The sequence below is a fragment of the Enterobacter sp. ZOR0014 genome (assembly GCF_000798855.1).
Taxonomy (GTDB): domain Bacteria; phylum Pseudomonadota; class Gammaproteobacteria; order Enterobacterales; family Enterobacteriaceae; genus Enterobacter; species Enterobacter kobei.
Genome location: NZ_JTLF01000371.1, coordinates 1 through 23,766 on the forward strand (window position 1 = coordinate 1; position 23,766 = coordinate 23,766).

Genomic DNA, 23,766 nt, shown 5'->3' on the forward strand with positions numbered 1-23,766 from the left:
CTTCGAAGTGGTTGCTCAGTACCAGTTCGACTTCGGCCTGCGTCCATCCGTGGCTTACCTGCAGTCTAAAGGTAAGGACATCGAAGGGTATGGCGACCAGGATCTGCTGAAATATGTTGATGTGGGTGCAACTTACTACTTCAACAAAAACATGTCCACCTACGTGGATTACAAAATCAACCTGGTTGATGAAAATGAGTTCACCCGTCAGGCCGGTATCGGTACTGATGATATCGTCGCGCTGGGTCTGGTTTACCAGTTCTAATCGCGTCGTAGTATGACTCAGGGGCCTGATGGCCCCTTTTTTGTGCGTGTTTTTGGATCTCACAATTGACCCGTTTTGGTGTACTCTTGCCGCCCTGGCATGAGGATAATAATGAATGGATATGACTTTTTTACGCGCCAGCTTTCTGGCTATGCTTTTTTTCCTGACCGCATGTAACGATCCCGCCCCCGTGGCGAAAACTGACGCACCCGCTGCCACGGTGCTCGAAGGCAAAACGATGGGCACCTTCTGGCGCGTCAGCGTGATGAATCTCGATAAAACGCGCACGGAAGAACTTCGCGGCAAAATCCAGGCTCAGCTGGACGCCGACGATCAGCTGCTGTCGACCTACAAAAATGACTCGGCGCTGATGCGCTTTAACCTCTCCACCAGTACGTCTCTGTGGCCGGTGAGTGAAGCGATGGCTGATATCGTCACCGAGTCCATTCGCGTGGGATATAAAACCAACGGTGCGATGGACGTGACCGTCGGGCCGCTGGTGAACCTCTGGGGATTTGGCCCGAATAAACAGCCGGTGGCGACGCCCGATCAGGCGGCTATTGATGATGCCCGTGCCCGGACAGGGCTGCAGCATCTGACGGTGATCAATCAGTACGGCCAACAGTACCTGCAAAAAGATATCCCCGATCTGTTTGTCGATCTGTCGACGGTAGGGGAAGGCTACGCGGCGGATCACCTTGCCGCGCTGATGACGCAGGAAGGCATTTCGCGCTATCTGGTCTCCGTGGGCGGTGCGTTAGTCAGCCGGGGCATGAACGCCAGCGATAAACCGTGGCGCGTAGCGATTCAAAAACCGACCGATCGGCAAAATGCCGTGCAGGCGATAGTCGATATCAACGGACATGGCATCAGCACCTCCGGGAGTTACCGTAACTATTACGAGCTTGACGGGAAGCGCATCTCGCATGTTATTGATCCGCAGACCGGGCGGCCGATCGCGCATAATCTGGTCTCTGTGACGGTGATTGCGCCGACGGCGCTGGAAGCCGATGCCTGGGATACCGGCTTAATGGTCCTCGGCCCGGAAAAAGCGAAAGAGGTGGTTCGTCAGGAAGGGCTGGCGGTGTACATGATCACCAAAGAGGGCGACGAGTTTAAAACCTGGAGCTCGCCGCAGTTCAACAGTTTCCTGGTGAGCGACAAAAATTAAAAAGCAAGGTTGCGGGTTTTTTATCAGTGGCACTCAGGCACGCTACAGGTATGCTTGTAAGAGGAGCTGATGATGAAAAATCCAACCTATATGACCGATGAGGATCGCTGGCAGGCTGTACTGGCTCGCGATCCGCGTGCTGACGATCAGTTTGTCTTTGCCGTGCAAACGACGGGGATTGTCTGTCGTCCGTCCTGCCGGGCACGTCACGCCCTGCGTAAAAACGTCCACTTTTATCCTGATGTTCACCATGCCATTGAGGCAGGGTTTCGCCCGTGCAAGCGCTGTATGCCGGATAAACGCGATCCGCAACAGCAGAAGCTGGCGAAAGTGGAGCACGCCTGTCGCCTTCTGGAGCAGGATCCTGCGTTAACGCTGGACGGTCTGGCGCAGCAGGTGGCCATGAGTCCTTTTCACTTCCACCGGCTGTTTAAGTCCGTCACCGGAATGACGCCAAAAGCCTGGCAGCAGGCGGCGCGCGGTCAACGTCTGCGCACGGCGCTTGCCCAGGGGGATACCGTTACCGATGCCGTGCTGGCCGCAGGCTTTCCCGACAGCAGCAGCTATTATCGTAAAGCCACGGATGCGCTGGGTATGACGGCGAAACAGTACCGCAAAGGCGACGTGGCGGTGCAATACGCCATCGATGACTGCTCATTAGGACGCTGTCTGGTCGCTGAAAGCGAGCGGGGGATTTGCGCAATATTGCTCGGTGACGACGATGCCGAATTAGCCGGGGAGCTGGCGACGCTGTTTCCAAAAGCAGAGCCCGCGCCGCAGGAAGATGCCTTCGCGCAGCGTATCCGCCAGGTGATTGCCAGTATTGATAACCGCGCAGCGCCGCTTGAACTGCCGCTGGATATACGCGGAACCGCGTTCCAGCAGCGAGTCTGGCAGGCCCTTCGTGAAATTCCCTGCGGTGAAACGGCAAGTTATCAGCAGGTGGCGCAGGCGATTGGACAACCCAACGCGGTACGTGCCGTCGCGGGAGCCTGTGCGGCAAACAGGCTGGCGATTGTGATCCCCTGTCACCGCGTTGTCCGTAACGATGGTGCACTGTCGGGTTACCGATGGGGGACGGCGCGAAAAGCGCTATTGCTAAAACGTGAGGCGAAACGCCAGGAGGGATAATGCTCGATCTTTTTGCGGATGCGGAACCCTGGCAGGAGCCACTGGCACCGGGGGCGGTTATTTTGCGTCGCTTCGCGCTCTCCCGTGCGGCGGCGCTGCTTGCGGGTATAGAAGAGGTGACGGCGGTTTCCCCTTTTCGCCATATGGTCACGCCGGGCGGTTACACGATGTCGGTGGCCATGGCGAACTGCGGCGAATTAGGGTGGGCGACGAATGAACGAGGCTACCTGTATGCGCCGAACGATCCCGCGACCGGCCAGCCGTGGCCCCCGATGCCTGCGGTTTTTCAGGCTCTCTGCCACGAGGCTGCCGTTGCCGCTGATTATCCTGACTTCCGACCGGATGCCTGCCTGATTAACCGCTACGCCGTTGGCGCGAAACTCTCCCTGCATCAGGATAAAGATGAACCCGATCTCCGCGCGCCCATCGTCTCGGTATCGTTAGGGCTTCCTGCCGTCTTCCAGTTTGGCGGATTACGCCGTAACGATCCGCTCAAACGCATTATGCTGGAGCATGGCGACGTGGTGGTGTGGGGCAGGGAATCGCGGCTGTATTATCACGGCATTCAGCCTCTGAAACCCGGGGTGCATCCCCTCACTGGCGAGTACCGTTTTAACCTGACGTTTCGCCAGGCAGGGTTTAGTAAACAAAAATAAGAATTATTCTTGATGTACACGCCGGGCAGTTTACACTGCTGGCTGATTTTTATTGTCCGGATTGCCTGCATGCAACTACTTCTCCTTGTCTGGCGTCAGTATCGCTGGCCCTTCATTGCCGTCATGGCGTTAAGCCTTGCCAGCGCCGCATTGGGTATTGGCCTGATCGCGTTTATTAACGTGCGGTTGATTGAAATGGTCGATACCTCACTCTCTGTTTTGCCAGAGTTTCTCGGCCTGCTGCTGCTGTTGATGGCGGTTACGCTTGGCTCTCAGCTGGCGCTAACCGCGCTCGGCCACCATTTCGTTTTCCGTTTGCGCAGCGAATTTATCAAGCGGATCCTGGACACTCAGGTTGAACGGGTGGAGCAACTTGGCAGCGCCTCCCTGCTGGCGGGGCTGACCAGTGACGTGCGGGCTATCACCATCGCGTTTGTTCGTCTGCCGGAGCTGGTGCAGGGGATCATTCTGACCTTTGGCTCGGCGGCTTATCTTGCCTGGCTCTCCAGTAAAATGCTGGCGGTGACCGCTCTGTGGATTGCCATTACCATCTGGGGCGGCTTTGTGCTGGTGTCACGCGTCTATAAACATATGGCGGTGCTGCGCGAAACGGAAGATAAACTGTATAACGATTACCAGACGGTGCTGGAAGGGCGCAAGGAGCTGACCCTGAACCGCGAGCGCGCCGAGTATATCTTCAATCATCTCTATATCCCGGACGCGCGCGAATATCGGCATCACATCATCCGCGCCGATACTTTCCACCTGAGCGCGGTGAACTGGTCAAATATCATGATGCTGGGTGCCATTGGCCTGGTATTCTGGATGGCGAACAGCCTGGGCTGGGCGGACACCAACGTGGCGGCAACCTACTCACTGACGCTGCTGTTTTTACGCACGCCGCTGCTCTCGGCGGTCGGCGCATTGCCCACCTTGCTGAGTGCGCAGGTGGCGTTTAACAAGCTCAAAAAATTCGACCTCGCGCCATTTAAGGCGGAATTCCCTCGCCCGCAAGCCTTCCCGGACTGGCATACGCTGGAGCTGCGCGACGTGACGTTCCGCTATCAGGACAACGCCTTCTCCGTGGGGCCGGTCAACCTGACGATTCACCGCGGCGAACTGCTGTTCCTCATCGGCGGTAATGGCAGCGGTAAATCCACGCTGGCGATGCTGCTCACCGGACTCTACCAGCCGCAGTCGGGCGAGATTTTGCTGGACGGTAAGGCGCTGAGTGCCGGGAAACCTGAGGACTACCGCAAGCTCTTTTCGGCGGTATTTACCGACGTCTGGCTGTTCGATCGGCTGCTCGGTCCTGAAGGGCAGCAGGCCAATCCTGTGCTGGTGGAAAAATGGCTGGCACAGCTGCAGATGTCGCACAAGCTGGAGCTGCAGGACGGTAAAATTCTTAACCTGAAGCTCTCTAAAGGGCAGAAGAAGCGCGTGGCGCTGCTGCTGGCGCTGGCGGAAGAGCGCGATATCATTCTGCTGGACGAATGGGCGGCGGATCAGGATCCTCACTTCCGCCGTGAGTTCTATCAGGTGCTGCTGCCGCTGATGCAGGAGATGGGCAAAACCATTTTCGCCATTAGCCACGACGATCACTACTTCATTCACGCTGACCGTCTGCTGGAGATGCGCGATGGCAAGCTGAGCGAGTTGACCGGTGACGAGCGTGAGGCGGCCTCGCGTGATGCGGTGGCGCGCACGGCCTGATGCCCTCACCCTAACCCTCTCCCACAGGGAGAGGGGATAGATCGTGGCCGTAATGCCGTTTTTTTCTTCATCCCGTCCCGTTGTTTATTCTTATTTACATATCCTCGCGCTATGCTTAACGCCAACTCATTTAATGGATTTATGATTGATGTCGGTATTAAAGAAAAACAGCGCCAGGCAGCGCGATCAGGAGCGTGCGCGACTCATCTGGCTTCTCACGACCGATAAAGCGGTCACTTCTACGTTATTAGGCAAACTGACCCTGGCTGAGCAATATGATGTCGGCACTTTAGCCGACGATATTGCTGAGGTAGGTGCGCTGGTTGCTCATTTACCCCCGCCGGATCTGGCGGATACGCTCGAAGCACTTCCCTCCGAAGAGCGTCACGCCCTGTGGCGTCTGGTGCAGGATCACGAGCGCGGGCAGGTACTGCTTGAAGCTTCGGAAAACGTCTGGGATGACCTGATCGACGAGATGAGCGACCGGGACATCCTCGATGCGCTGCAAACGCTGGATATCGACGAACAGATTTACCTTGTACAACACCTGCCGCGTAACCTGACCGGTCGCCTGCTGGCCTCCCTGCCTGCCGATGAGCGCGCGCGTGTCCGTCAGGTGATGCACTACGAGAAAAATAGCGTCGGCGCGATCATGGAGTTTGGCGTTATCACGGTGCGTCCGGACGTCACGCTCGGTACCGTGCAGCGCTACCTGCGTCGCCTGGGCAAGATGCCGGATAACACCGATAAACTGTTTGTTACCTCGCGGGATAAAACCCTGCTGGGCGAGCTGGAGCTGAAAACGATCCTGCTTAACAGCACCCAGCGGCGAGTCAGTGAGGTGATGGAAAACGAGCCGATGGTCTTCTCTCCGGAAGACGATGCTGAAAAAGCGGCACGTACCTTCGAACGTGACGACCTCGTGAGTGCGGCCGTCGTGGATTCCGTCGGCAAGCTGATGGGCCGTCTGACGGTTGATGAGATCGTTGACGTGGTCTACGAAGAGACCGATAACGACCTGCGCGCGCTCGGGGGGATCAGTGCCGAAGATGACGTCCACGCCTCCGTCGGTAAGGCGGTGAAAACGCGCTGGGCGTGGCTTGCCATTAATTTGTGTACCGCCTTTATCGCCTCCCGCGTAATCGATGGCTTTGAACACACCATTTCACAGCTGGTGGCCCTGGCGTCATTGATGCCGATTGTGGCCGGGATTGGCGGCAACACCGGAAACCAGACCATCACGATGATCGTCCGCGCGCTGGCGCTGGAAAATATTCAGCCCGGCAATTTCGCCTTTCTGATCTTCAGGGAGATGGGGGTGGCGCTGATCAACGGCCTGGTGTGGGGCGGCATTATGGGGGGCATCACCTGGTGGCTGTATGACGATATGGCCTTAGGCGGGGTGATGATGCTGGCGATGGTGCTGAATTTACTGGTGGCATCGATGATGGGGGTCATTATTCCACTGACCATGACCAAACTGGGGCGCGACCCCGCGGTGGGGTCGAGCGTGATGATCACTGCCATCACCGATACCGGTGGTTTCTTTATTTTTCTTGGGCTTGCAACGCTTTTTCTGCTTTAAGACGACGTTTAATGCGGGCGGGAAGCAGTGCCATGAGGATAATCCCCCCCAGCACGCCAATCGCCAGGTTACCGGTTGATACCGTTGCGGCGACCGTCACCAGCATCACGACGGTTTCCGCAACCGGTGCATTTTTTACCGTTGCGGGCTGAATGCTGTGCCAGCTGAAGGTTTTGATGGCGACTATCGCCATAATGCCTGCCAGCACCGCCATCGGAATTTTAGCCATCACGTCGCTCAGCGCCGTCACCAGCACCAGTAAAACGATGCCAGCCGCTAACGTTGAAATACGGCTTCGGCCTTTCCCCATCTCCACGTTGACGATGGTTTGTCCAATCATCGCGCAGCCTGCGATCCCGCCATAGAGCCCGGCCAGGATATTGCCCACGCCCAACCCGATGCTTTCACGGCGTTTACTGGACGGGGTGACGGTCAGTTCATCCACCAGCTTCGCCGTCAGCAGTGACTCCAGCAGCCCGACGAACGCAATGCTTAACGCGCACGGCCAGATAATGCTTAACGTTTCTATGTTCAGGGGGACCAGCAGTTGCGTCAGTCCCGGTAACCCGCCACTCATCGAGCCTTCATCACCCACCGTCGGCAGAATTTGCCCGCTGGTAACGGTGAACAACGTGAGCACCACTATCGCAATCAGCGGGGAAGGGATGCTTTTGATATAGCGCGGCACCCACAGCACGATAAGCAGCGTGAGCACGAACAGGCCGACGATTAACGGGCTTCGGCTCCAGAAGTGCGGAACCTGAGCAAAGAAAATTAAGATGCCGAGGGCGTTAACAAACCCGGTCATCACCGACTGAGGGATAAAGCGCATCAGCCTTGCCATGCCCAGTGCGCCAAACAGTATTTGGATCACCCCCGCCATGAGAACCGCCGGAAGAATGTACTGCACGCCGTGCTGGTGCACCATCGGGCCAATAACCAGCGCCACGGAACCGGCCGCCGCCGTGACCATCGCCGGACGACCGCCCAGCACAGACAAAGCAAAACACAACACCACGGAGGCGATCAGGCTGACTTTGGGATCAACGCCTGCAACCACCGAAAATGAGATCACTTCAGGGACCAGGGCCAGGGCGGTAATGACGCCCGCCAGCGTTTCACGCATCAGAAGTTTTGGCGAGCTAAGGACCGTGGTGACGCGGTCTTCGCCGGGTACAGCAGAATGGGGTAAGGACATAACTTTTCGCAGATTAGGGCAGGCTTCCGTGCGCGCGATCACAAAACGCCACATACTAGCCAGTAAACCCACGATTTACCAGCCACATCGATAATTCCTTACAAACAACCCACCATTAAATTTCACAATTACAATAATTTCGTAACCTTTAAACAATATTTAAAAGTTGTTACCGTGCCTCCGCAGCTTTTTTCACCTGCAATTTCCACGCATCAAGCACTTTTACACTAAGGCATAAATTATGAAAAAAATGACTGCCATGCTCTTTTCTCTGGCCGTGGGGCTTAACACCGTCTCTATGGCGGCGAAAGCTGACACCCCTAAAGAGCAGGAAACGGACGTCCTTTTAATTGGTGGCGGTATCATGAGCGCCACGCTGGGAACCTATCTGCAAGAACTTCAGCCGGACTGGTCCATGACCATGGTCGAGCGCCTTGATGGCGTGGCGCAGGAAAGTTCGAACGGCTGGAACAACGCCGGTACCGGACATTCGGCACTCATGGAACTGAACTATACGCCGCAGAAAAAGGACGGTTCCATTAGTATCGAGAAGGCGGTAGAGATCAACGAAGCGTTTCAGATCTCACGCCAGTTCTGGTCTCACCAGGTCAACAGCGGCGTGATGCATGACCCGCACTCCTTCATTAACACCGTACCGCACATGAGCTTTGTGTGGGGCGAGCAGAACGTCAACTTCCTGCGCGCGCGTTACGCTGCGCTGCAGCAGAGCACGCTCTTCCGTGGGATGAAATACTCTGAAGACCACGCTCAGATCAAAGAGTGGGCGCCGCTGGTGATGGAAGGTCGTGACCCGAACCAGAAAGTGGCCGCGACCCGGACCGAAATTGGTACCGACGTTAACTATGGCGAAATTACCCGTCAGCTGGTGACGTCTTTGAAGAAGAAAGAGAACTTCAACCTGCAGCTCAGCACCGAAGTGCGTGGTTTTAAGCGCAACGCGGATAACAGCTGGAGCGTGACCGTTGCCGATCTGAAAAACAACGAAGCCGAGCACGTCATCAAGGCGAAGTTTGTCTTTATTGGTGCCGGTGGGGCGGCGCTGAAACTGCTGCAGGAGTCCGGTATTCCTGAAGCTGACGACTATGCTGGCTTCCCGGTTGGCGGTCAGTTCCTGGTATCCGAGAACCCGGAAGTGGTGAATCGTCATCTGGCAAAAGTGTACGGTCAGGCTTCCGTCGGTGCACCGCCGATGTCTGTTCCGCACATCGACACCCGTATGCTTGACGGTAAGCGCGTGGTGCTGTTCGGACCGTTCGCGACTTTCTCCACCAAGTTCCTGAAAAATGGCTCCCTGTGGGATCTGCTCAGCGCCACGACCACCTCTAACGTCAAGCCGATGATGGACGTGGGTCTGGATAACTTCGATCTGGTGAAATATCTCATCAGCCAGGTGATGCTCTCTGACGAGGAACGCTTCGAGGCGCTGAAAGAGTACTATCCGCAGGCGAAGAAAGAAGACTGGCGTCTGTGGCAGGCGGGACAGCGCGTTCAGATCATCAAGCGTGACCCGAAAGAGGGCGGCGTGCTGCGTCTGGGTACGGAAGTGGTGAGCGATAAGGATGGCACGATTGCCGCGCTGCTGGGCGCGTCACCGGGTGCATCTACTGCTGCGCCAATCATGCTGCACCTGATGGAAAAAGTGTTTAAAGATAAAGTTGCCAGCCCGGAATGGCAGGCGAAGCTGAAAACGATTATTCCATCCTACGGTACGAAGCTGAACGGGAATGTCGACGCGACGGAGCAGGAGCTGGAATACACCAGCCGCGTATTGCAGTTGCAATATGTGAAGCCGCAGACAGCGGATGCTGCGCCAAAGGCGGAACTGAAGCCTCAGGCTGAAAACAAACCGGTTGCGGATATCGCCCTGTAAGGTAAAAGCAAAACGGTAACATTCGTTACCGTTTTTAGTGTTGTAGGTCGGGTAAGGCGAAGCCGCCACCCGACTTAATTTCAACGTACTACCGCTTGTCCGACATTCTCATCCGCTTTCCATACGCGGTATTTCACTTCTACGTTTTCAGGCGTATACACCACGACAGGCAACTTGCTGTTATAGCGCAGCAGACTGTTATCACCCAGATATGCCGTTACAAATTTCTTCTCTTTCTTGCCGTCCGGGCACGCCATCATGGTGGAGACGGGGGAGGTCACTTTGTCGAAGACGTAGTAATCGTAGCCCCAGCCTTCCAGCGTTTTGCTCTCCAGTTGGCCGCCCAGTCGGTGCTGGTTACAATCCACTTCCAGCGTTTTACCAATCAACAGCTCCACTTTGTAGTTCGCTTCGTCCTGCAGAACCGGTAGCTGAATCACCTGACGTTTCATCCCTTTGTCCGCTTTCGGATAGGGGGCAACTTTTTCCAGCGGCTGCTCTTTTTGGGTTTCGCTGGCGAAAGCGCCGGTGCTGATGCACGCGGCAATCAGGGCGATGGCAAATTTAGGTGCGTTTTTCATTGTCATTCCTTTATGTCAAAACGAGCCGAATCAGATTAGCATAACACTTATGAATGATTAGCGTCATTTACTTACATTTTCAATATAAGTGGTGTAATAAACCTGGCTTATACTCTAAATCCAGTTTTTTGTGCTGAAATGGTATCTGGCGGCAGATCGTGTTATTTTGAACGCCACATAATGTTATTCATCTGTAAAGGGAAGAGAGATGGTTCGTGCAAAACTGAAAACACCTGAAGGCCGCAAGTTCCTCCTGGCGCTACTGGTTGTGTTTATGATTGCGGCCGCGTGCGTGGGGCGGGCGACCATTGTTGGCGTTATCGAACAGTACAACATTCCTCTCTCCGCCTGGACCACCAGCATGTATGTTCTGCAATCGGCGATGATCTTCGTTTACAGCCTTGTCTTCACCGTTCTGCTTGCCATCCCGCTGGGTATTTTCTTCCTGGGTGGACGTGAGAAGCACTAAGCGCCGACGTGCGATAAGGAAGCCATCCTGCGGGGTGGCTTTTTTATGCATAAAAAAAACCAGCCATAAGAGGCTGGTTTTCAATGTGTTTTTGGTCGGCACGAGAGGATTTGAACCTCCGACCCCCGACACCCCATGACGGTGCGCTACCAGGCTGCGCTACGTGCCGACGCATAAAAAGATACTACTCGATTCCGTTTCGAATGCAAGAGAATCTGTCGCTAACTGGTTTATAATTAATCAGTTAGCGATAAAGCGCTTCTCATCCGTCAGGACCTGCAGCAACAGGCTCAGCTGCGGTTTCTGGTCCTTCAACCGTTCACCCTGCAGATTATACGTCTGGTAATTTCCGTTACTGTTCAGCACCAGCGTCAGCGTCGGTGTGGTCACCGCCAGCGTGTTACCGTCTGCTGATGTCACCCAGTTATGGCGGCGCGCGGCGCTGAAGAGATCCTGCCCCTGAGAATACTCGTTTGCTGGCGTACTGACGTGCAGCAGGCGTTGCATCAGGGTCGTCATAACATCTTTATGTTCAGTGAGCATATTGATGCGCTGCGCAGGCGTTCCCGGCCAGTGGATCACCAGCGGTACATGCAGGTTCGGGCGTGACCAGCTCATGCTCTTCGTTTCGTCGCCGAGCGGTACACCATGACCTGCGGTCACAATCACGACAGTGTTATCGAGCTTGCCTGATTCGCGTAGCGCGTCAAGAACGCGGCCGATCTGCGCGTCAACATTGCTGGCCGCACGGCTGTATCGGCGGGCAAAGCCAGTCTGGTTGCTGTCGTCAAGCGTGGTGCCGTTAAAGGCCACCCACGAGAACCAGCGGTTATCTTCCTGGGCGTAGCGCTGCAGCCAGTTTATCCACTGGTTTGCGGTCTGGGTATCAGACTGGCTCTGCGCAGCAGGCAGCGAGAAATCAGACAACAGCGCCTGGCGGTAGAGTGGGCTGTTAAAGCCATCGGATGAGAACAACCCTAACTGATAGCCTTGCTGATTCAGTCCGGTAATTAGCGCCGCAGGAATGCGTGCAGCCAGTACGCCATCCATGTATCCGGCAGAAATGCCATAGAACAGGCCAAAGATGCCCGCATCGGTAGTGTTCCCGGAACTCATATGCTGGGTGAACGAGACGTTTTGACTCGCGAAATCGGCCAGCGCAGGCATCTGCTTCTCGTAACGGGAATAGTTCAGACCATCGACGGTAATCAGCAGGACGTTTTGTCCGCGGCCCATATCGCGATAGCGCAGTTCACTCAGCGGATACTGAACGCTGACCGCTTCCGGATTACCCTGTTCGACCAGACGACGCTGATACTCCTGGGCATCTAACAGGCCGTGTTTCTCAAGGAAACGACGGGCCGTCATTGGATACGAGAGCGGCAGGTTGGCACGCTGCATCGTAATGGGGCGATAGAAGTTAGCATCCGCCCAGATGTACATGATGTGCGAACTGATAAATGAGATGAAAAAGAGTGCGGCGACGGGCTTCGCGTAGTGGCGGCGTCGGGTCAGGCTGCGGAGCTTTTGCCAGCTCCAGGTGGCGAACAACATCTCAATCAGCAGGATCACCGGGACGCTGATAAACATCAGCTGCCAGTCACGAGCCGTTTCGTTCTGGTCAGGGTTGATCACCAGTTCCCAGACGATAGGGTTAAGATGCAGGTGGAAACGGGTGAACACTTCACTGTCGATAAGCAGCAGCGTCATCCCTGCTGTGGCAAGGATTGCGGATAAGAACCGCATCAGACGCTGCGACATGACGATAAACGTCAGAGGAAACAGGATCAGCAGATAGGTGGCGAATACCAAAAAGCTAAAGTGACCGACAACGCTTATCCAGGAGTAGATACGCCCGGTTAGCGTGGTTGGCCAGTCTGCGACAAACAGATAACGACAGCCAATCACCGCCGCTAACAGAATGTTAAACAGGGCAAACCAGTGTCCCCAGCTGACCATCTGGGAGACTTTTTCACGGTAGCGCTGACGATTCGTCACCATAAACTGTTGTTCGTTTCCCTTAATGGGCCTGGTCGTTGCTGACGGATGACTGTAACGCCTGGGCGAAAGATTTTGCGATCGCCTGACGCTGAGCCGGAGCAACGCTGGTGTTGATAAGGTTGGTGACCATATTTCCCAAAACCATCAGGGAGAGATCGGTCGGCGTTTTATGTTTTTCCAGTACGTTGACCAGCTCACTGAGCAGTTGTTCAACGTGTTCATCACTGTAGCGGGAATGTTGTGGCATAAATCAAAATCAGTTTGTTGATGAAAGGGCAACATATTACCGTAGCAACAGCTTTTTTTCCCCTTTTTTATCTGTTGTTGCACACATGTCCTGGTGGTGGTTGAATACCGCCCGGTCTAAAAGGAGAGTTTATCATGAGTCTGGAAATCAACCAGATTGCCTTGCACCAGCTTATCAAGCGTGATGAGCAAACCCTTGAAGTGGTGCTACGCGATTCGTTACTGGAACCCACGGCGACCGTTGTGGAAATGATGGCTGAGTTGCATCGCGTCTACAGCGCCAAAAATAAAGCCTATGGTCTGTTCAGCGAAGAGAGTGAACTGGCTGATAGCCTGCGCCTGCAGCGTCAGGGGGAAGAGGATTTCCTGGCGTTTAGCCGCGCGGCCACCGGGCGTCTGCGCGACGAGCTGGCAAAATATCCCTTCGCCGACGGCGGCATCGTCCTGTTCTGCCACTATCGCTACCTGGCGGTAGAGTATCTGCTGGTTACCGTACTGAACAACTTGAGCAGTATGCGCGTGAATGAGCAACTGGATATCAGCTCGACGCATTATCTGGATATCAACCATGCGGATATTGTGGCGCGGATTGATTTGACCGAGTGGGAAACCAACCCGGAATCGACCCGCTACCTGACCTTCCTGAAAGGGCGTGTGGGCCGCAAAGTGGCCGATTTCTTTATGGATTTCCTCGGCGCCAGCGAAGGACTTAACGCCAAAGCGCAGAACAAAGGGTTGTTGCAGGCGGTAGATGACTTTACGGCTGAGGCGCAGCTCGATAAATCTGAACGCCAGAACGTGCGTCAGCAGGTTTACAGCTACTGCAACGAACAGCTGCAGGCGGGGGAAGAGATTGAGCTGGAGTCGCTCTCAAAAGAGCTGGCGGGCGTCAGCGAAGTCAGCTTCCAGGCGTTCACCGCAGAGAAAGGCTATGAGCTTGAAGAGAGCTTCCCAGCGGATCGCAGTACGCTGCGTCAGTTAACCAAATTTGCCGGGAGCGGCGGTGGGTTAACCATCAACTTCGATGCCATGCTGCTGGGGGAACGTATCTTCTGGGATCCTGCCACCGATACGCTGACCATCAAAGGCACGCCGCCAAACCTGCGCGATCAGCTTCAGCGTCGCACCTCGGGCGGTAAATAACCGCCATAAAAAACCCCGCCGAAGCGGGGTTTTTCTCGACAGGTTTGCGATTACGCGCGAACGAAGTCGATGTGAGTCAGTTTTGGCTTGAACGCGTGACGCTGAACAGCCTGAACTTTCACTTTTTCTTCTTTACCGCCAACAACGATGGTCAGAACTTCGCTGTAGAATTCAGCTTTGGTCTGCAGGTTCCATACTTTGTCGTGATCCAGTTCGATTGCAACTGGAGCAGCTTCGCCACCGTAAACGATAGCCGGGAACTTGTTAGCGGTACGCAGGCGGCGGCTCGCACCCTTACCCTGCACGTTACGTACTTCTGCTTCGATAGTGAACATTGATTTCTCTCTGTATTTAAAACCCTACTACAGGCGACCCAGCAGCAGGTGAGTGTTCTGCCCCACGGATGTGAAGCGGGCGGCATTTTATACTCAAACGCCGCTCACATCAATGAAAAGTCCTGCTAACCACGCAATTCGTTTGCCCGACGGTAGCGACCTTCATAGTCAAAGACCTTCTCACGTACCTGCCAGAACTGGCCTTTTTTGCGGGCGACAACAAAATCCGGATGGCGCAGCAGCGCCTGCTGATGCACGATATCCGCCACGGTGATCCAGCGCAGCGGCACGCCAGGCGTGCGGGTATGCGGGCGAATAAACAGTTGCTCAAATGCCGTGCGCTGGGCTGGCGTCTGTACCCGGAACCGCTCGCTGACGTCAGCGCCGTCCTCGTCGTAATAGGTAATTTTTAGCCACTCGCCTTTTTCATCCGCGCCCGGCTGTAAGGCCATGCCGGAACAGCGCAGCACCAGCGCATCTTTCAGCTTCAGCGCCGCTTTCAGCATGTCGTCCGGGTCGACCAGCACCGTGTCGCACTCACGGCAGCGGCGGGCGGCAATGTCATTTTCGGCGTTGCACTGTGGACAGTTTTTGAAACGAAAACGGAAATCGCACTGCTCGCGATGCCCTTCATCATCTTCAAACCAGCCCTGACAGCGGCGGCCAAAGTGTTCGATCAGCGTGCCGTCGGCGGTGGTTTTCCCCCAGAAGGTGTTGGCAAACCCGCAGGCTGGACAAAACACCTGTACCGGCACGTTGTCACTTTTGCCTTTTGGCGTGCCCACTTCGGGAGAGTAAAGATCGTGCGGGTTACCGGCGTAATCGAGGATCAGACAGTCAGTTTTGCCCGGTGCCAGGCGCAGACCACGACCGACAATCTGCTGATACAGGCTGACGGATTCCGTCGGGCGCAAAATCGCAATCAGGTCGACGTGCGGGGCGTCAAAACCGGTGGTTAACACGGAAACATTCACCAGATAGCGGAACTGCTGGGCTTTAAACGCCTCAATCAACCTGTCACGCTCAGGGCCGGGCGTTTCGCCGGTAATTAACGCGGCGTCGTCAGCGGGGAGCAGTCCGGTAATTTCTCGCGCGTGCTCGACTGTCGCGGCAAAGATCATCACCCCTTTGCGCGTCGCGGCAAACTCCTCAATCTGGCTGATGATATGCGGCGTTATGCGCTTTTGCTTATTCAACTCCTGGTTGAGATCCGCTTCGCTGAATAAGCCGTTGCTCTGCGCCTGTAACCGGCTGAAGTCGTACTGTACCACCGGCATATCCAGCCGCTCGGGCGGCGTCAGGTAGCCGTGTTTAATCATGTAGCGCAGCGGAAGTTCGTAGATACAGTCGCTGAACAGCGCTTTTTCATCGCCACGCACCATGCCGTGATAATGAAAGCGGTAAATCCAGCCTTTGCCCAGGCGAAACGGGGTTGCCGTCAGGCCCAGCAGGCGTAAGTGAGGGTTCACCTCTTTCAGGTGCGTGAGGATTTGCTGATACTGGCTGTCGTCGTCATCGCTGATGCGGTGACACTCGTCGACAATCAGCAGCGAAAATTCGCTGCGAAACAGATCCAGGTTGCGGGCGACCGACTGCACGCTGCCAAAGACAACCTTACCGTGGCTCTCTTTACGCTTGAGCCCGGCGGCGAAAATATCGGCCTCCAGCCCCAGCGCGCAATACTTGGCGTGGTTTTGCGCGACCAGCTCTTTGACGTGCGCCAGCACCAGCACGCGGCCACGCGCCAGGCGGGCCAGCTCGGCAATGACCAGGCTTTTGCCTGCGCCGGTCGGGAGGACAATCGCCGCCGGTTCCCGGTGTTTGCGAAACCAGGCGAGGGTGGCGTCAACGGCTTCCTGCTGATAGGGACGAAGTGTAAAAGTCATGGTGTCTCAGTTTCGTTAATCCGCATATAGTATGCCACGAAACTTTTTCCCTTGAGTGGCGCAACCAGACCATTATACTGAACCGTTCCTGACTGCTTCTTTTTCGGACGCACGGTCCGACTTCCAGCACCATTAAGGCTAAAAAGATTTCATGCGACTTGATAAGTTTATCGCTCAGCAACTCGGCGTAAGCCGCGCTATTGCCGGGCGCGAAATTCGCGCCAGCCGCGTTACCGTGGATGGCGACATTGTGAGAGACAGCGCTTTCAAACTTCAACCTGAGCATCAGGTTGAATACGACGGCAATCCGCTGACCCAGCAGAACGGCCCGCGCTACTTCATGCTCCACAAGCCGGAAGGCTACGTCTGCTCAACGGACGATCCCGATCACCCGACGGTACTCTATTTCCTCGACGAACCGGTGGCACATAAGCTGCATGCCGCGGGCCGCCTCGACATCGACACCACCGGGCTGGTGCTGATGACCGACGACGGGCAGTGGTCACACCGTATTACTTCCCCACGCCACCACTGCGAGAAAACCTATCTGGTCACGCTGGAGTCGCCGGTTGCGGATGACACGGCAGAGCAATTCGCGAAAGGCGTTCAGCTGCATAATGAAAAAGACCTGACTAAACCGGCGGTGCTGGACGTGATCACGCCGACGGAAGTCCGTCTTACCATCAGCGAAGGGCGTTACCATCAGGTTAAACGCATGTTTGCCGCAGTGGGTAACCGCGTTGTCGGTCTGCATCGCGAACGTATTGGCGCAATCGCGCTCGATCCCGACCTGGCGCCTGGCGAATATCGCCCGCTGACGGAAGAAGAGATCGCCAGCGTCGGTCTGCCTTCGCACTAATTTCAGGAGATTTCTGTGACCACCAGGCCACACTCGTCGTTCAAAATTGTCTTCATTCTTGGCCTGCTGGCCATGTTGATGCCGCTGTCTATTGATATGTATCTGCCCGCGCTGCCGGTCATTTCCGCGCAGTTTGGGGTACCGGCAGGCAGCGCACAGATGACGCTCAGCACCTATATTCTCGGCTTTGCTCTCGGCCAGTTATTGTACGGCCCGATGGCTGACAGCCTGGGGCGCAAACCGGTTATTCTGGGCGGAACGCTGGTCTTTGCCGGGGCGGCGGTGGCCTGCGCGCTGGCGCAAACCATCGATCATCTGATTTTCATGCGATTTTTGCACGGTCTGGCCGCTGCTGCAGCGAGTGTGGTGATCAACGCCCTGATGCGTGATATCTACCCGAAAGAAGAGTTCTCCCGCATGATGTCGTTTGTCATGCTGGTGACGACGATTGCGCCGCTGGTGGCTCCGATGGCCGGTGGGGCGGTTCTGGTGTGGTTTAGCTGGCATGCGATTTTCTGGATCCTGGCGCTGGCCGCACTGCTGGCCTCTGCAATGATTTTCTTCTTTATTGATGAAACGCTTCCTGCCGAGCACCGCCAGAAATTCCACATTCGCACCACAATAGGTAACTTTGCCTCGCTGTTTCGCCACAAGCGCGTGCTGAGCTATATGTTGGCAAGCGGGTTCAGCTTCGCCGGGATGTTCTCCTTCCTGAGCGCCGGGCCGTTTGTTTATATCGAGCTGAACCATGTTTCTCCGCAGCACTTCGGTTATTACTTTGCGCTCAATATCGTCTTCCTGTTTGTACTGACTATTATTAACAGCCGCTTTGTCCGGCGGGTCGGCGCGCTGAACATGTTCCGCGCCGGGCTGTGGATCCAGTTTGTGATGGCTGTCTGGCTGGTGGTCAGTGCATTCCTGGGCGTGGGATTCTGGGCGCTGGTGATTGGCGTGGCGGCCTTTGTGGGCTGCGTGTCGATGATATCCTCAAATGCGATGGCGGTGATCCTCGATGAATTCCCGCATATGGCGGGAACCGCATCGTCACTGGCGGGGACGTTCCGCTTCGGCATTGGCGCCATCGTCGGGGCATTACTGTCTATGGCGACCTTCACCACGGCCTGGCCTATGCTATGGGCGATGGCGTTTTGCGCAACCAGCTCCGTCCTCTTCTGTCTTTATGCCAGCCGGCCACGGAAAGCGGCTCATTGATGAGCAGATAAGGCCCGACAGGGCCTTTTTTGTTGATACATATCAACCAAACCCGCGTTCGTTTATCCCGTGTTTGTTTATTTTATGTAAAATCTATTTATGTAAAAAGTCACATCATTGTATTCAAAAAGGTTGAGTTAGATCGCAGAAACGGGTACATATAGCGCCGACGCGAACCTCTATACCGATAAAAAAGCGCTGAATAGTGCAGGTTAGCGATGATGTGTTACTATAAATGTAAATAAATTGTGAAGTAAATTTTGCTTCCGGGGAACGAACGTGAATACATTACAACTCTCCATTGTCCATCGCTTGCCCCAGAGCTATCGCTGGTCGGCGGGTTTTGCAGGTTCGAAAGTTGAACCGATTCCGCAAAACGGCGCGGGCAGTGACAATTGCCTCGTGGCGCTCAAACTGTTGAGCCCAAGCGACGAAAATGCGTGGCGGGTGATGGAGCGTCTCAGTCAGGCCCTGACGGATATCGAAGTGGACAGCTCCGTACTGGAGTGCGAAGGCGAGCCGTGCCTGTTTGTTAAAAGCCAGGATGAATTTGCCGCCACCTGCCGTCTGAAAAACTTTGGTGTTGCGATTGCTGAGCCTTTTTCCGGCCAGTACCCGTTCTGAGCGCTAGTCTGCTGCCAGCAGCTGGCGCGTGTAGCTCTGCGTTGGCGCAGTAAATACGCGCTGGCATTCCCCCTGTTCGACCACCTCACCCTGTCGCAAAACAATCACCTGATGGCATAGCGCCCGCACCACCTGCAGATCGTGGCTGATGAAGATATAGGCCAGCCGATGCTTTTCCTGTAGTCCTTTCAGCAATGCCAGAATCTGCGCCTGGACGGTTCTGTCCAGAGAGGAGGTGGGTTCATCCAGAATAATCAGCTCCGGTTTCAGGATCAGCGCACGGGCGATGGCGATACGCTGGCGCTGCCCGCCGGAAAATTCCGCCGGATAACGATGACGGGTATCGGGATCTAAGCCCACTTCGGCCATCGCCTGTATGACCTCCTGCTCACGCTGCTGCGCGTTCAGGCCGGGCTGGTGAACGCGCAAACCCTCTTCGACAATCTGCAATACGCTGAGCCGCGGGTTAAGCGAGGAGTTGGGATCCTGAAACACCACCTGCATACGCGGGCGCACCGGCAGCATCTGGCGGCGGTTCCAGCGGTGCAGCGGCATGTCGTCAAAAAGGATCTCGCCCTGAGAGGCAATTAAGCGCAGCAGTGCCAGACCGGTGGTGCTTTTACCCGAACCGGATTCGCCCACCAGCCCCAGGGATTCACCGGGACGCAGCGAGAAGCGGATATTTTTCAGGACCGGGTTTGGGTCGACGATACGCCGCAGAATGCCTTTGCGGATCGGGAAGGAGACGGACAAATCCTCAACGCGCAGCAGCGGAGTGCTGTCAGCCGTGAGCGGAACCGGGTCGCCGGAAGGTTCGCTGTTGAGCAGACGTTGCGTATAAGGGTGCTGTGGCGCGTTCAGCAGCGTGGATGCGCTATTCTGTTCAACGCATCGGCCGTTTTGCATGACCGCGACGCTGTCCGCCAGCTTTTTCACAATACTCAGGTTGTGCGTGATAAACAGCAGGCTCATGTTCAGCTCGTCGCGCAGCTCCCGCAGCAGCGTCAATATTTGCGCCTGTACCGTCACGTCCAGCGCCGTCGTCGGCTCGTCGGCAATTAACAGTTCGGGCCGGGTGAGCAGAGCCATAGCAATCATCACTCGCTGGCGTTCACCGCCGGAGAGCTGATGCGGAAAATCATTCAGCCGTTTGGCCGCATTGCGTATGCCCGTCCGTTCAAGACAATCCAGTATTTCCCCCCGCGCAGCCTCTTTGCGCATGCCCCGGTGCAGAGACAAGACTTCATAGAGCTGTTTCTCCAGGGTATGCAGGGGGTTGAGAGAGACCATGGGCTCCTGGAAGATCATGGCAATTTTATTGCCGCGAATACCGCGCAGGGTATGTTCGTCGGCATGAAGCAGTGAACTGCCGTGAAAAAGAATATCCCCCTGCGGATAGCTCGCCGGTGGTGAAGGCAGCAGCCGCAGGATAGAGAGCGCTGAAACACTCTTACCTGAACCGGATTCCCCCACCAGGGCCAGCGTTTCACCTCGCTGGATCTGCAGCGACAAATCGGTGACCACGGTGCGCGTCTCACCCTGTTTCGAGAAAGCAATCGACAGGTTATCAATACTGAGAAGAGGCTGGGTCATCTTATACCGCCTTATTGGGGTCAAAGGCATCGCGCACGGCTTCGCCAATAAAAATCAGCAGCGAAAGCAGCACGGCCACGGAAAGAAAGGCGGTGATGCCTAACCACGGTGCCTGAAGGTTATTCTTGCCCTGCAGCAGCAGTTCGCCGAGCGACGGTGAGCCCAACGGCAGGCCAAAGCCCAGAAAATCCAGCGAGGTGAGGGTGGTAATGGAGCTACACAGAATAAACGGCAGGAAGGTGAGCGTGGCCACGACGGCATTAGGCAGCATATGGCGGAAGATGATCCCCCGGTCGCTCACCCCAAGCGCCTGCGCGGCGCGAATATAGTCGAAATTACGGGTGCGCAGGAACTCCGCCCGCACGACACCCACCAGCGCCATCCAGCCGAACAGAACGGTGATGCCGAGCAGCCACCAGAAGTTCGGCTGTACCACGCTGGACAGCAGGATGATCAAAAATAGCGTTGGCATACCGGACCAGACTTCGATGATACGCTGGCCCCACAGGTCAATTTTCCCGCCGTAGTAGCCCTGAACGGCACCCGCCACCACGCCCATCACGCTGGAGAAGATTGTCAGCATCAGCCCAAAGAGAATTGAAATCCTTGTGCCATAGAGAATGCGTGCCAGCACATCACCACCGTTAGCGTCCGTCCCCAGCCAGTTTTGCGTCGAGGGCGGGGAAGGGAAGGGGGTCGTGGTGGCAAAGTTTATGCTGTTCGCACCAAAACGCACCGGCGCCCAGAGGGCCCAGCCGTGCTGCTCAATCTGCTGGCGCAGCCACGGATCCTGATACTCCGCCGGTGTTGCAAACGGGCCACCAAAGTCGCTTTCACTGTAGTTAGCCAGCACCGGCACATACCAGCGGTCGTTAAAATGCACCAGCAGCGGTTTGTCGTTGGCGATAAGCTCCGAACACATGCTCAGGACAAACAGGACGGCAAAAATCCACAGCGACCAGTAGCCGCGACGGTTGTGGCGAAAACGGGCCCAGCGGGCCTGGTTGACGGGGCTTAAACGCGGCATCAGCGGCCCTCAAAATCAATTCGGGGATCGACCAGCGTATAGCTGATATCGCTGACGATATTCAGCAGCAGGCCAATCAGGGTGAAAATATAGAGTGTGCCAAACATCACCGGATAATCACGCGACACGGTGGCCTCATAGCCCAGCAGCCCCAGACCGTTGAGCGAGAACATCACCTCTATCAACAGTGAGCCGGTAAAAAACATACTGATGAACGTGGCGGGAAATCCGGCAATCACCAGCAGCATGGCGTTGCGGAAGACGTGTTTCCACATAATCTGCTTCTCGCTGACCCCTTTGGCGCGGGCCGTGACAACATACTGCTTGCGGATTTCATCGAGAAACGCGTTTTTGGTCAGCATGGTCAGAGCGGCAAACCCACCGATCACCGTGGCCAGAACCGGCAGCGTGATATGCCAGAGATAGTCGGTGATTTTCTGATACCACGGCAGCGTGCTGAAATCGGCGGAGACTAAACCTCGTAGCGGGAAGATGTCGAAATAGCTGCCCCCGGCAAAGAAGACGATCAGCAGGACGGCAAACAGGAACGCCGGGATGGCATAGCCGATGATGATGAAGGTGCTGCTCCAGATATCGAAGCGGCTGCCGTTGTAAACCGCTTTACGGATCCCGAGCGGGATAGAGACCAGGTAGATAATCAGCGTTCCCCACAGCCCCAGCGTGACCGAAACCGGCAGGCTTTGCTTTATCAACGTTAACACTGACGCACTGCGAAACAGGCTATCGCCAAAATCAAAGCGGATATAATCCCAGAGCATCTTGAAATAGCGCTCGTGAATGGGCTTATCGAAGCCGTAGCGGTGGGTGATCTCGGCGATCACCTCAGGATCAAGCCCGCGCCCGCCGCGATAGTGGCTTTCACTGATATTCCCCACGCCGGTACGCGCATGGCTCGCGCCCATGCCTTCTCCGCCGCCGCCGGGCATGCCGCCGTTGTTACCAAACTCAATAGCAGCAATCGCCTGATCGACCGGGCCGCCGGGGGCGATTTGCACGATAAAAAAGTTAATGGTGATGATGGCCCACAGCGTGGGAATGACCAGCAGCAGACGGCGAATCAGATAGGCACCCATGATGATTCCTTATCGCCGCTCAGCGGGCAGTCTGGCGGCTTTATTGACGTCATACCACCAGGTGTCAAAGCCCAGCGAGTAGACAGGGCGCACGGCAGGTACGGAGAATTTATCCCAGCGTGCCAGACGGTCTTCGCCCATATACCACATGGGCAGCATGTAGTAGTTCCAGGTTAAGACCCTGTCGAGGGCACGGCCGAGCGGCAGGAGTTTTGCTTTATCGCCCTGCGCCGCCACTATTTTCGCAATCAGCGCATCAATCGCCGGGCTTTTTACCCCTGGCGCATTGTATGATGAGTCGATGTAGCTGGAAGCCCAGGAAATTTGCAGGTCCGAGCTCGGCCACGGCTGAGCCGGCCACAGACGCTGCATCATGTCGTAATCACGGTTGCGCATGCGGTTGGTGATCTGCGCGTTATCGACCTGGCGAATGTTCATGGTAATCCCCAGTCGCTCCAGGTTGTGCTTAAACGGCAGTACCCACTGATCGTTGCCCCCGGATGAGAGCAGCAGCTCAAAGCTGAGAGGCTTACCCGTTTTGGCATCCACGCGCTTTTGATTTTTAAGGTGCCAGCCCGCCTCATCCAGCAGCTTGCTGGCCTTAAGCAGGTTGTCGCGGTCGTAGCCGTCACCGTTTGAGGCCGGGGGCTGAAAGACCGTGGTAAACACCTCCGGCGGCACTTCCGCCTTCAGCGGGGCCAGCAGAACCAGTTCGTCGGCTTTCGGATAATCACGCGCGGCATATTCCGTATTCTGGAAATAGCTGTTCGCACGGCTGTAAGCCCCGTAAAACAGCGCTTTGTTCATCCATTCAAAATCAAAGGCCAGGGAAATCGCTTCCCGAACGCGGCGGTCAGCGAATACCGGACGCTGAATATTAAACGCCAGCCAGCGCGTGTCCTGGGCGGATTCGTTTTTATGCTCGTCTTTAACGATATAGCCTTTCGCGAAATTCTTGCCGATATAACGGGTCGCCCAGTTTTTCGCGCTGCTCTCCACGCGTAAATCGAAGGCGCCCGCTTTGAACGCTTCAAATGCGACATTATCGTCAAGGTAGTAATCATAGCGAAGGGTGTCGAAATTCCA

22 protein-coding genes and 1 tRNA gene are annotated in these 23,766 nt (G+C 55.8%); 12 read left to right on the plus strand and 11 right to left on the minus strand.

Features of this window, described 5'->3' with window-relative positions; all coding sequences use genetic code 11:
* The 6 genes from L977_RS21195 to mgtE form a co-directional block, all read left to right on the plus strand.
* On the plus strand, positions 1–265 hold a 265-nt coding region (locus tag L977_RS21195), incomplete at its 5' end, for a porin (RefSeq protein ID WP_047626880.1).
* Between the two features lie 115 nt (positions 266–380).
* On the plus strand, positions 381–1,436 hold the full coding sequence (gene apbE, locus L977_RS21200) for an FAD:protein FMN transferase ApbE (RefSeq protein ID WP_032635998.1): 1,056 nt from the start codon (positions 381–383) through the stop codon (positions 1,434–1,436).
* 72 nt (positions 1,437–1,508) lie between these two features.
* Entirely contained in the window at positions 1,509–2,567 is a 1,059-nt protein-coding gene (gene ada / locus L977_RS21205; protein WP_023330946.1) for a bifunctional DNA-binding transcriptional regulator/O6-methylguanine-DNA methyltransferase Ada, read from the plus strand.
* Positions 2,567–3,223, plus strand: coding sequence for a DNA oxidative demethylase AlkB (alkB, locus tag L977_RS21210; protein ID WP_023330945.1), 657 nt, complete (start codon positions 2,567–2,569; stop codon positions 3,221–3,223). The genes ada and alkB overlap by 1 nt, the downstream gene beginning before the upstream one ends.
* A gap of 69 nt (positions 3,224–3,292) precedes the next feature.
* Complete coding sequence (locus L977_RS21215; RefSeq protein ID WP_045268980.1) at positions 3,293–4,936, plus strand: multidrug ABC transporter permease/ATP-binding protein; 1,644 nt, start codon at positions 3,293–3,295, stop codon at positions 4,934–4,936.
* Between the two features lie 148 nt (positions 4,937–5,084).
* Positions 5,085–6,521 (plus strand): magnesium transporter, encoded by a 1,437-nt coding sequence (mgtE, locus tag L977_RS21220; RefSeq protein ID WP_014884601.1) that lies wholly within the window; start codon positions 5,085–5,087, stop codon positions 6,519–6,521.
* On the opposite strand, the gene L977_RS21225 is transcribed toward mgtE, so the two are convergent.
* Complete coding sequence (locus L977_RS21225; RefSeq protein WP_047626881.1) at positions 6,484–7,773, minus strand: SulP family inorganic anion transporter; 1,290 nt, start codon at positions 7,771–7,773, stop codon at positions 6,484–6,486. The two genes, mgtE and L977_RS21225, sit on opposite strands and share 38 nt — an antisense overlap.
* A gap of 187 nt (positions 7,774–7,960) precedes the next feature.
* Between L977_RS21225 and mqo the strand changes: the two genes are divergently transcribed.
* Positions 7,961–9,610 (plus strand): malate dehydrogenase (quinone), encoded by a 1,650-nt coding sequence (gene mqo, locus L977_RS21230; protein WP_047626882.1) that lies wholly within the window; start codon positions 7,961–7,963, stop codon positions 9,608–9,610.
* A gap of 80 nt (positions 9,611–9,690) precedes the next feature.
* Here mqo and eco read toward each other — a convergent pair whose 3' ends face one another.
* Positions 9,691–10,191, minus strand: coding sequence for a serine protease inhibitor ecotin (gene eco, locus L977_RS21235; RefSeq protein ID WP_045134317.1), 501 nt, complete (start codon positions 10,189–10,191; stop codon positions 9,691–9,693).
* 208 nt (positions 10,192–10,399) lie between these two features.
* Between eco and L977_RS21240 the strand changes: the two genes are divergently transcribed.
* Complete coding sequence (locus L977_RS21240; RefSeq protein WP_008500962.1) at positions 10,400–10,660, plus strand: DUF2534 family protein; 261 nt, start codon at positions 10,400–10,402, stop codon at positions 10,658–10,660.
* A gap of 92 nt (positions 10,661–10,752) precedes the next feature.
* Here L977_RS21240 and L977_RS21245 read toward each other — a convergent pair.
* From L977_RS21245 to L977_RS21255, 3 genes are all read right to left on the minus strand, one after another.
* Positions 10,753–10,829, minus strand: a tRNA-Pro gene (locus L977_RS21245).
* A gap of 71 nt (positions 10,830–10,900) precedes the next feature.
* Positions 10,901–12,661 carry an LPS biosynthesis-modulating metalloenzyme YejM gene (gene yejM, locus L977_RS21250; protein ID WP_023330941.1) on the minus strand — a complete coding sequence of 587 codons (1,761 nt, stop codon included), beginning with the start codon at positions 12,659–12,661 and terminating at the stop codon, positions 10,901–10,903.
* A 19-nt stretch (positions 12,662–12,680) separates the two neighbouring features.
* Positions 12,681–12,908 carry a YejL family protein gene (locus L977_RS21255; RefSeq protein ID WP_014884596.1) on the minus strand — a complete coding sequence of 76 codons (228 nt, stop codon included), beginning with the start codon at positions 12,906–12,908 and terminating at the stop codon, positions 12,681–12,683.
* A gap of 134 nt (positions 12,909–13,042) precedes the next feature.
* Here L977_RS21255 and yejK point away from each other — a divergent pair, with 134 nt between their 5' ends.
* Complete coding sequence (gene yejK, locus L977_RS21260) at positions 13,043–14,050, plus strand: nucleoid-associated protein YejK (protein ID WP_014884595.1); 1,008 nt, start codon at positions 13,043–13,045, stop codon at positions 14,048–14,050.
* A 50-nt stretch (positions 14,051–14,100) separates the two neighbouring features.
* Here the strand turns inward: yejK and rplY are convergent, their stop codons facing one another.
* Positions 14,101–14,385 carry a 50S ribosomal protein L25 gene (gene rplY / locus L977_RS21265; RefSeq protein ID WP_014884594.1) on the minus strand — a complete coding sequence of 95 codons (285 nt, stop codon included), beginning with the start codon at positions 14,383–14,385 and terminating at the stop codon, positions 14,101–14,103.
* A 125-nt stretch (positions 14,386–14,510) separates the two neighbouring features.
* Complete coding sequence (locus L977_RS21270) at positions 14,511–16,271, minus strand: DEAD/DEAH box helicase (protein ID WP_014884593.1); 1,761 nt, start codon at positions 16,269–16,271, stop codon at positions 14,511–14,513.
* A 151-nt stretch (positions 16,272–16,422) separates the two neighbouring features.
* Here L977_RS21270 and rsuA point away from each other — a divergent pair, with 151 nt between their 5' ends.
* From rsuA to L977_RS21285, 3 genes are all read left to right on the plus strand, one after another.
* Entirely contained in the window at positions 16,423–17,130 is a 708-nt protein-coding gene (gene rsuA, locus L977_RS21275) for a 16S rRNA pseudouridine(516) synthase RsuA (RefSeq protein ID WP_014884592.1), read from the plus strand.
* Between the two features lie 15 nt (positions 17,131–17,145).
* Positions 17,146–18,342 (plus strand): Bcr/CflA family multidrug efflux MFS transporter, encoded by a 1,197-nt coding sequence (locus L977_RS21280; RefSeq protein WP_014884591.1) that lies wholly within the window; start codon positions 17,146–17,148, stop codon positions 18,340–18,342.
* Positions 18,343–18,621: 279 nt separating this feature from the next.
* Positions 18,622–18,966 (plus strand): YejG family protein, encoded by a 345-nt coding sequence (locus L977_RS21285; RefSeq protein WP_014884590.1) that lies wholly within the window; start codon positions 18,622–18,624, stop codon positions 18,964–18,966.
* Positions 18,967–18,969: 3 nt separating this feature from the next.
* Here the strand turns inward: L977_RS21285 and yejF are convergent, their stop codons facing one another.
* The 4 genes from yejF to L977_RS21305 form a co-directional block, all read right to left on the minus strand.
* Complete coding sequence (yejF, locus tag L977_RS21290) at positions 18,970–20,559, minus strand: microcin C ABC transporter ATP-binding protein YejF (RefSeq protein ID WP_014884589.1); 1,590 nt, start codon at positions 20,557–20,559, stop codon at positions 18,970–18,972.
* A gap of 1 nt (position 20,560) precedes the next feature.
* Positions 20,561–21,586: an ABC transporter permease gene (locus L977_RS21295; protein ID WP_032636007.1), complete on the minus strand. Its 1,026-nt coding sequence runs from the start codon at positions 21,584–21,586 to the stop codon at positions 20,561–20,563.
* Positions 21,586–22,680 (minus strand): microcin C ABC transporter permease YejB, encoded by a 1,095-nt coding sequence (locus L977_RS21300; RefSeq protein WP_032636009.1) that lies wholly within the window; start codon positions 22,678–22,680, stop codon positions 21,586–21,588. The genes L977_RS21295 and L977_RS21300 overlap by 1 nt, the downstream gene beginning before the upstream one ends.
* Positions 22,681–22,689: 9 nt before the next feature.
* A partial coding sequence (locus tag L977_RS21305; protein ID WP_047626883.1) for an ABC transporter substrate-binding protein occupies positions 22,690–23,766 on the minus strand: 1,077 nt, incomplete at its 5' end.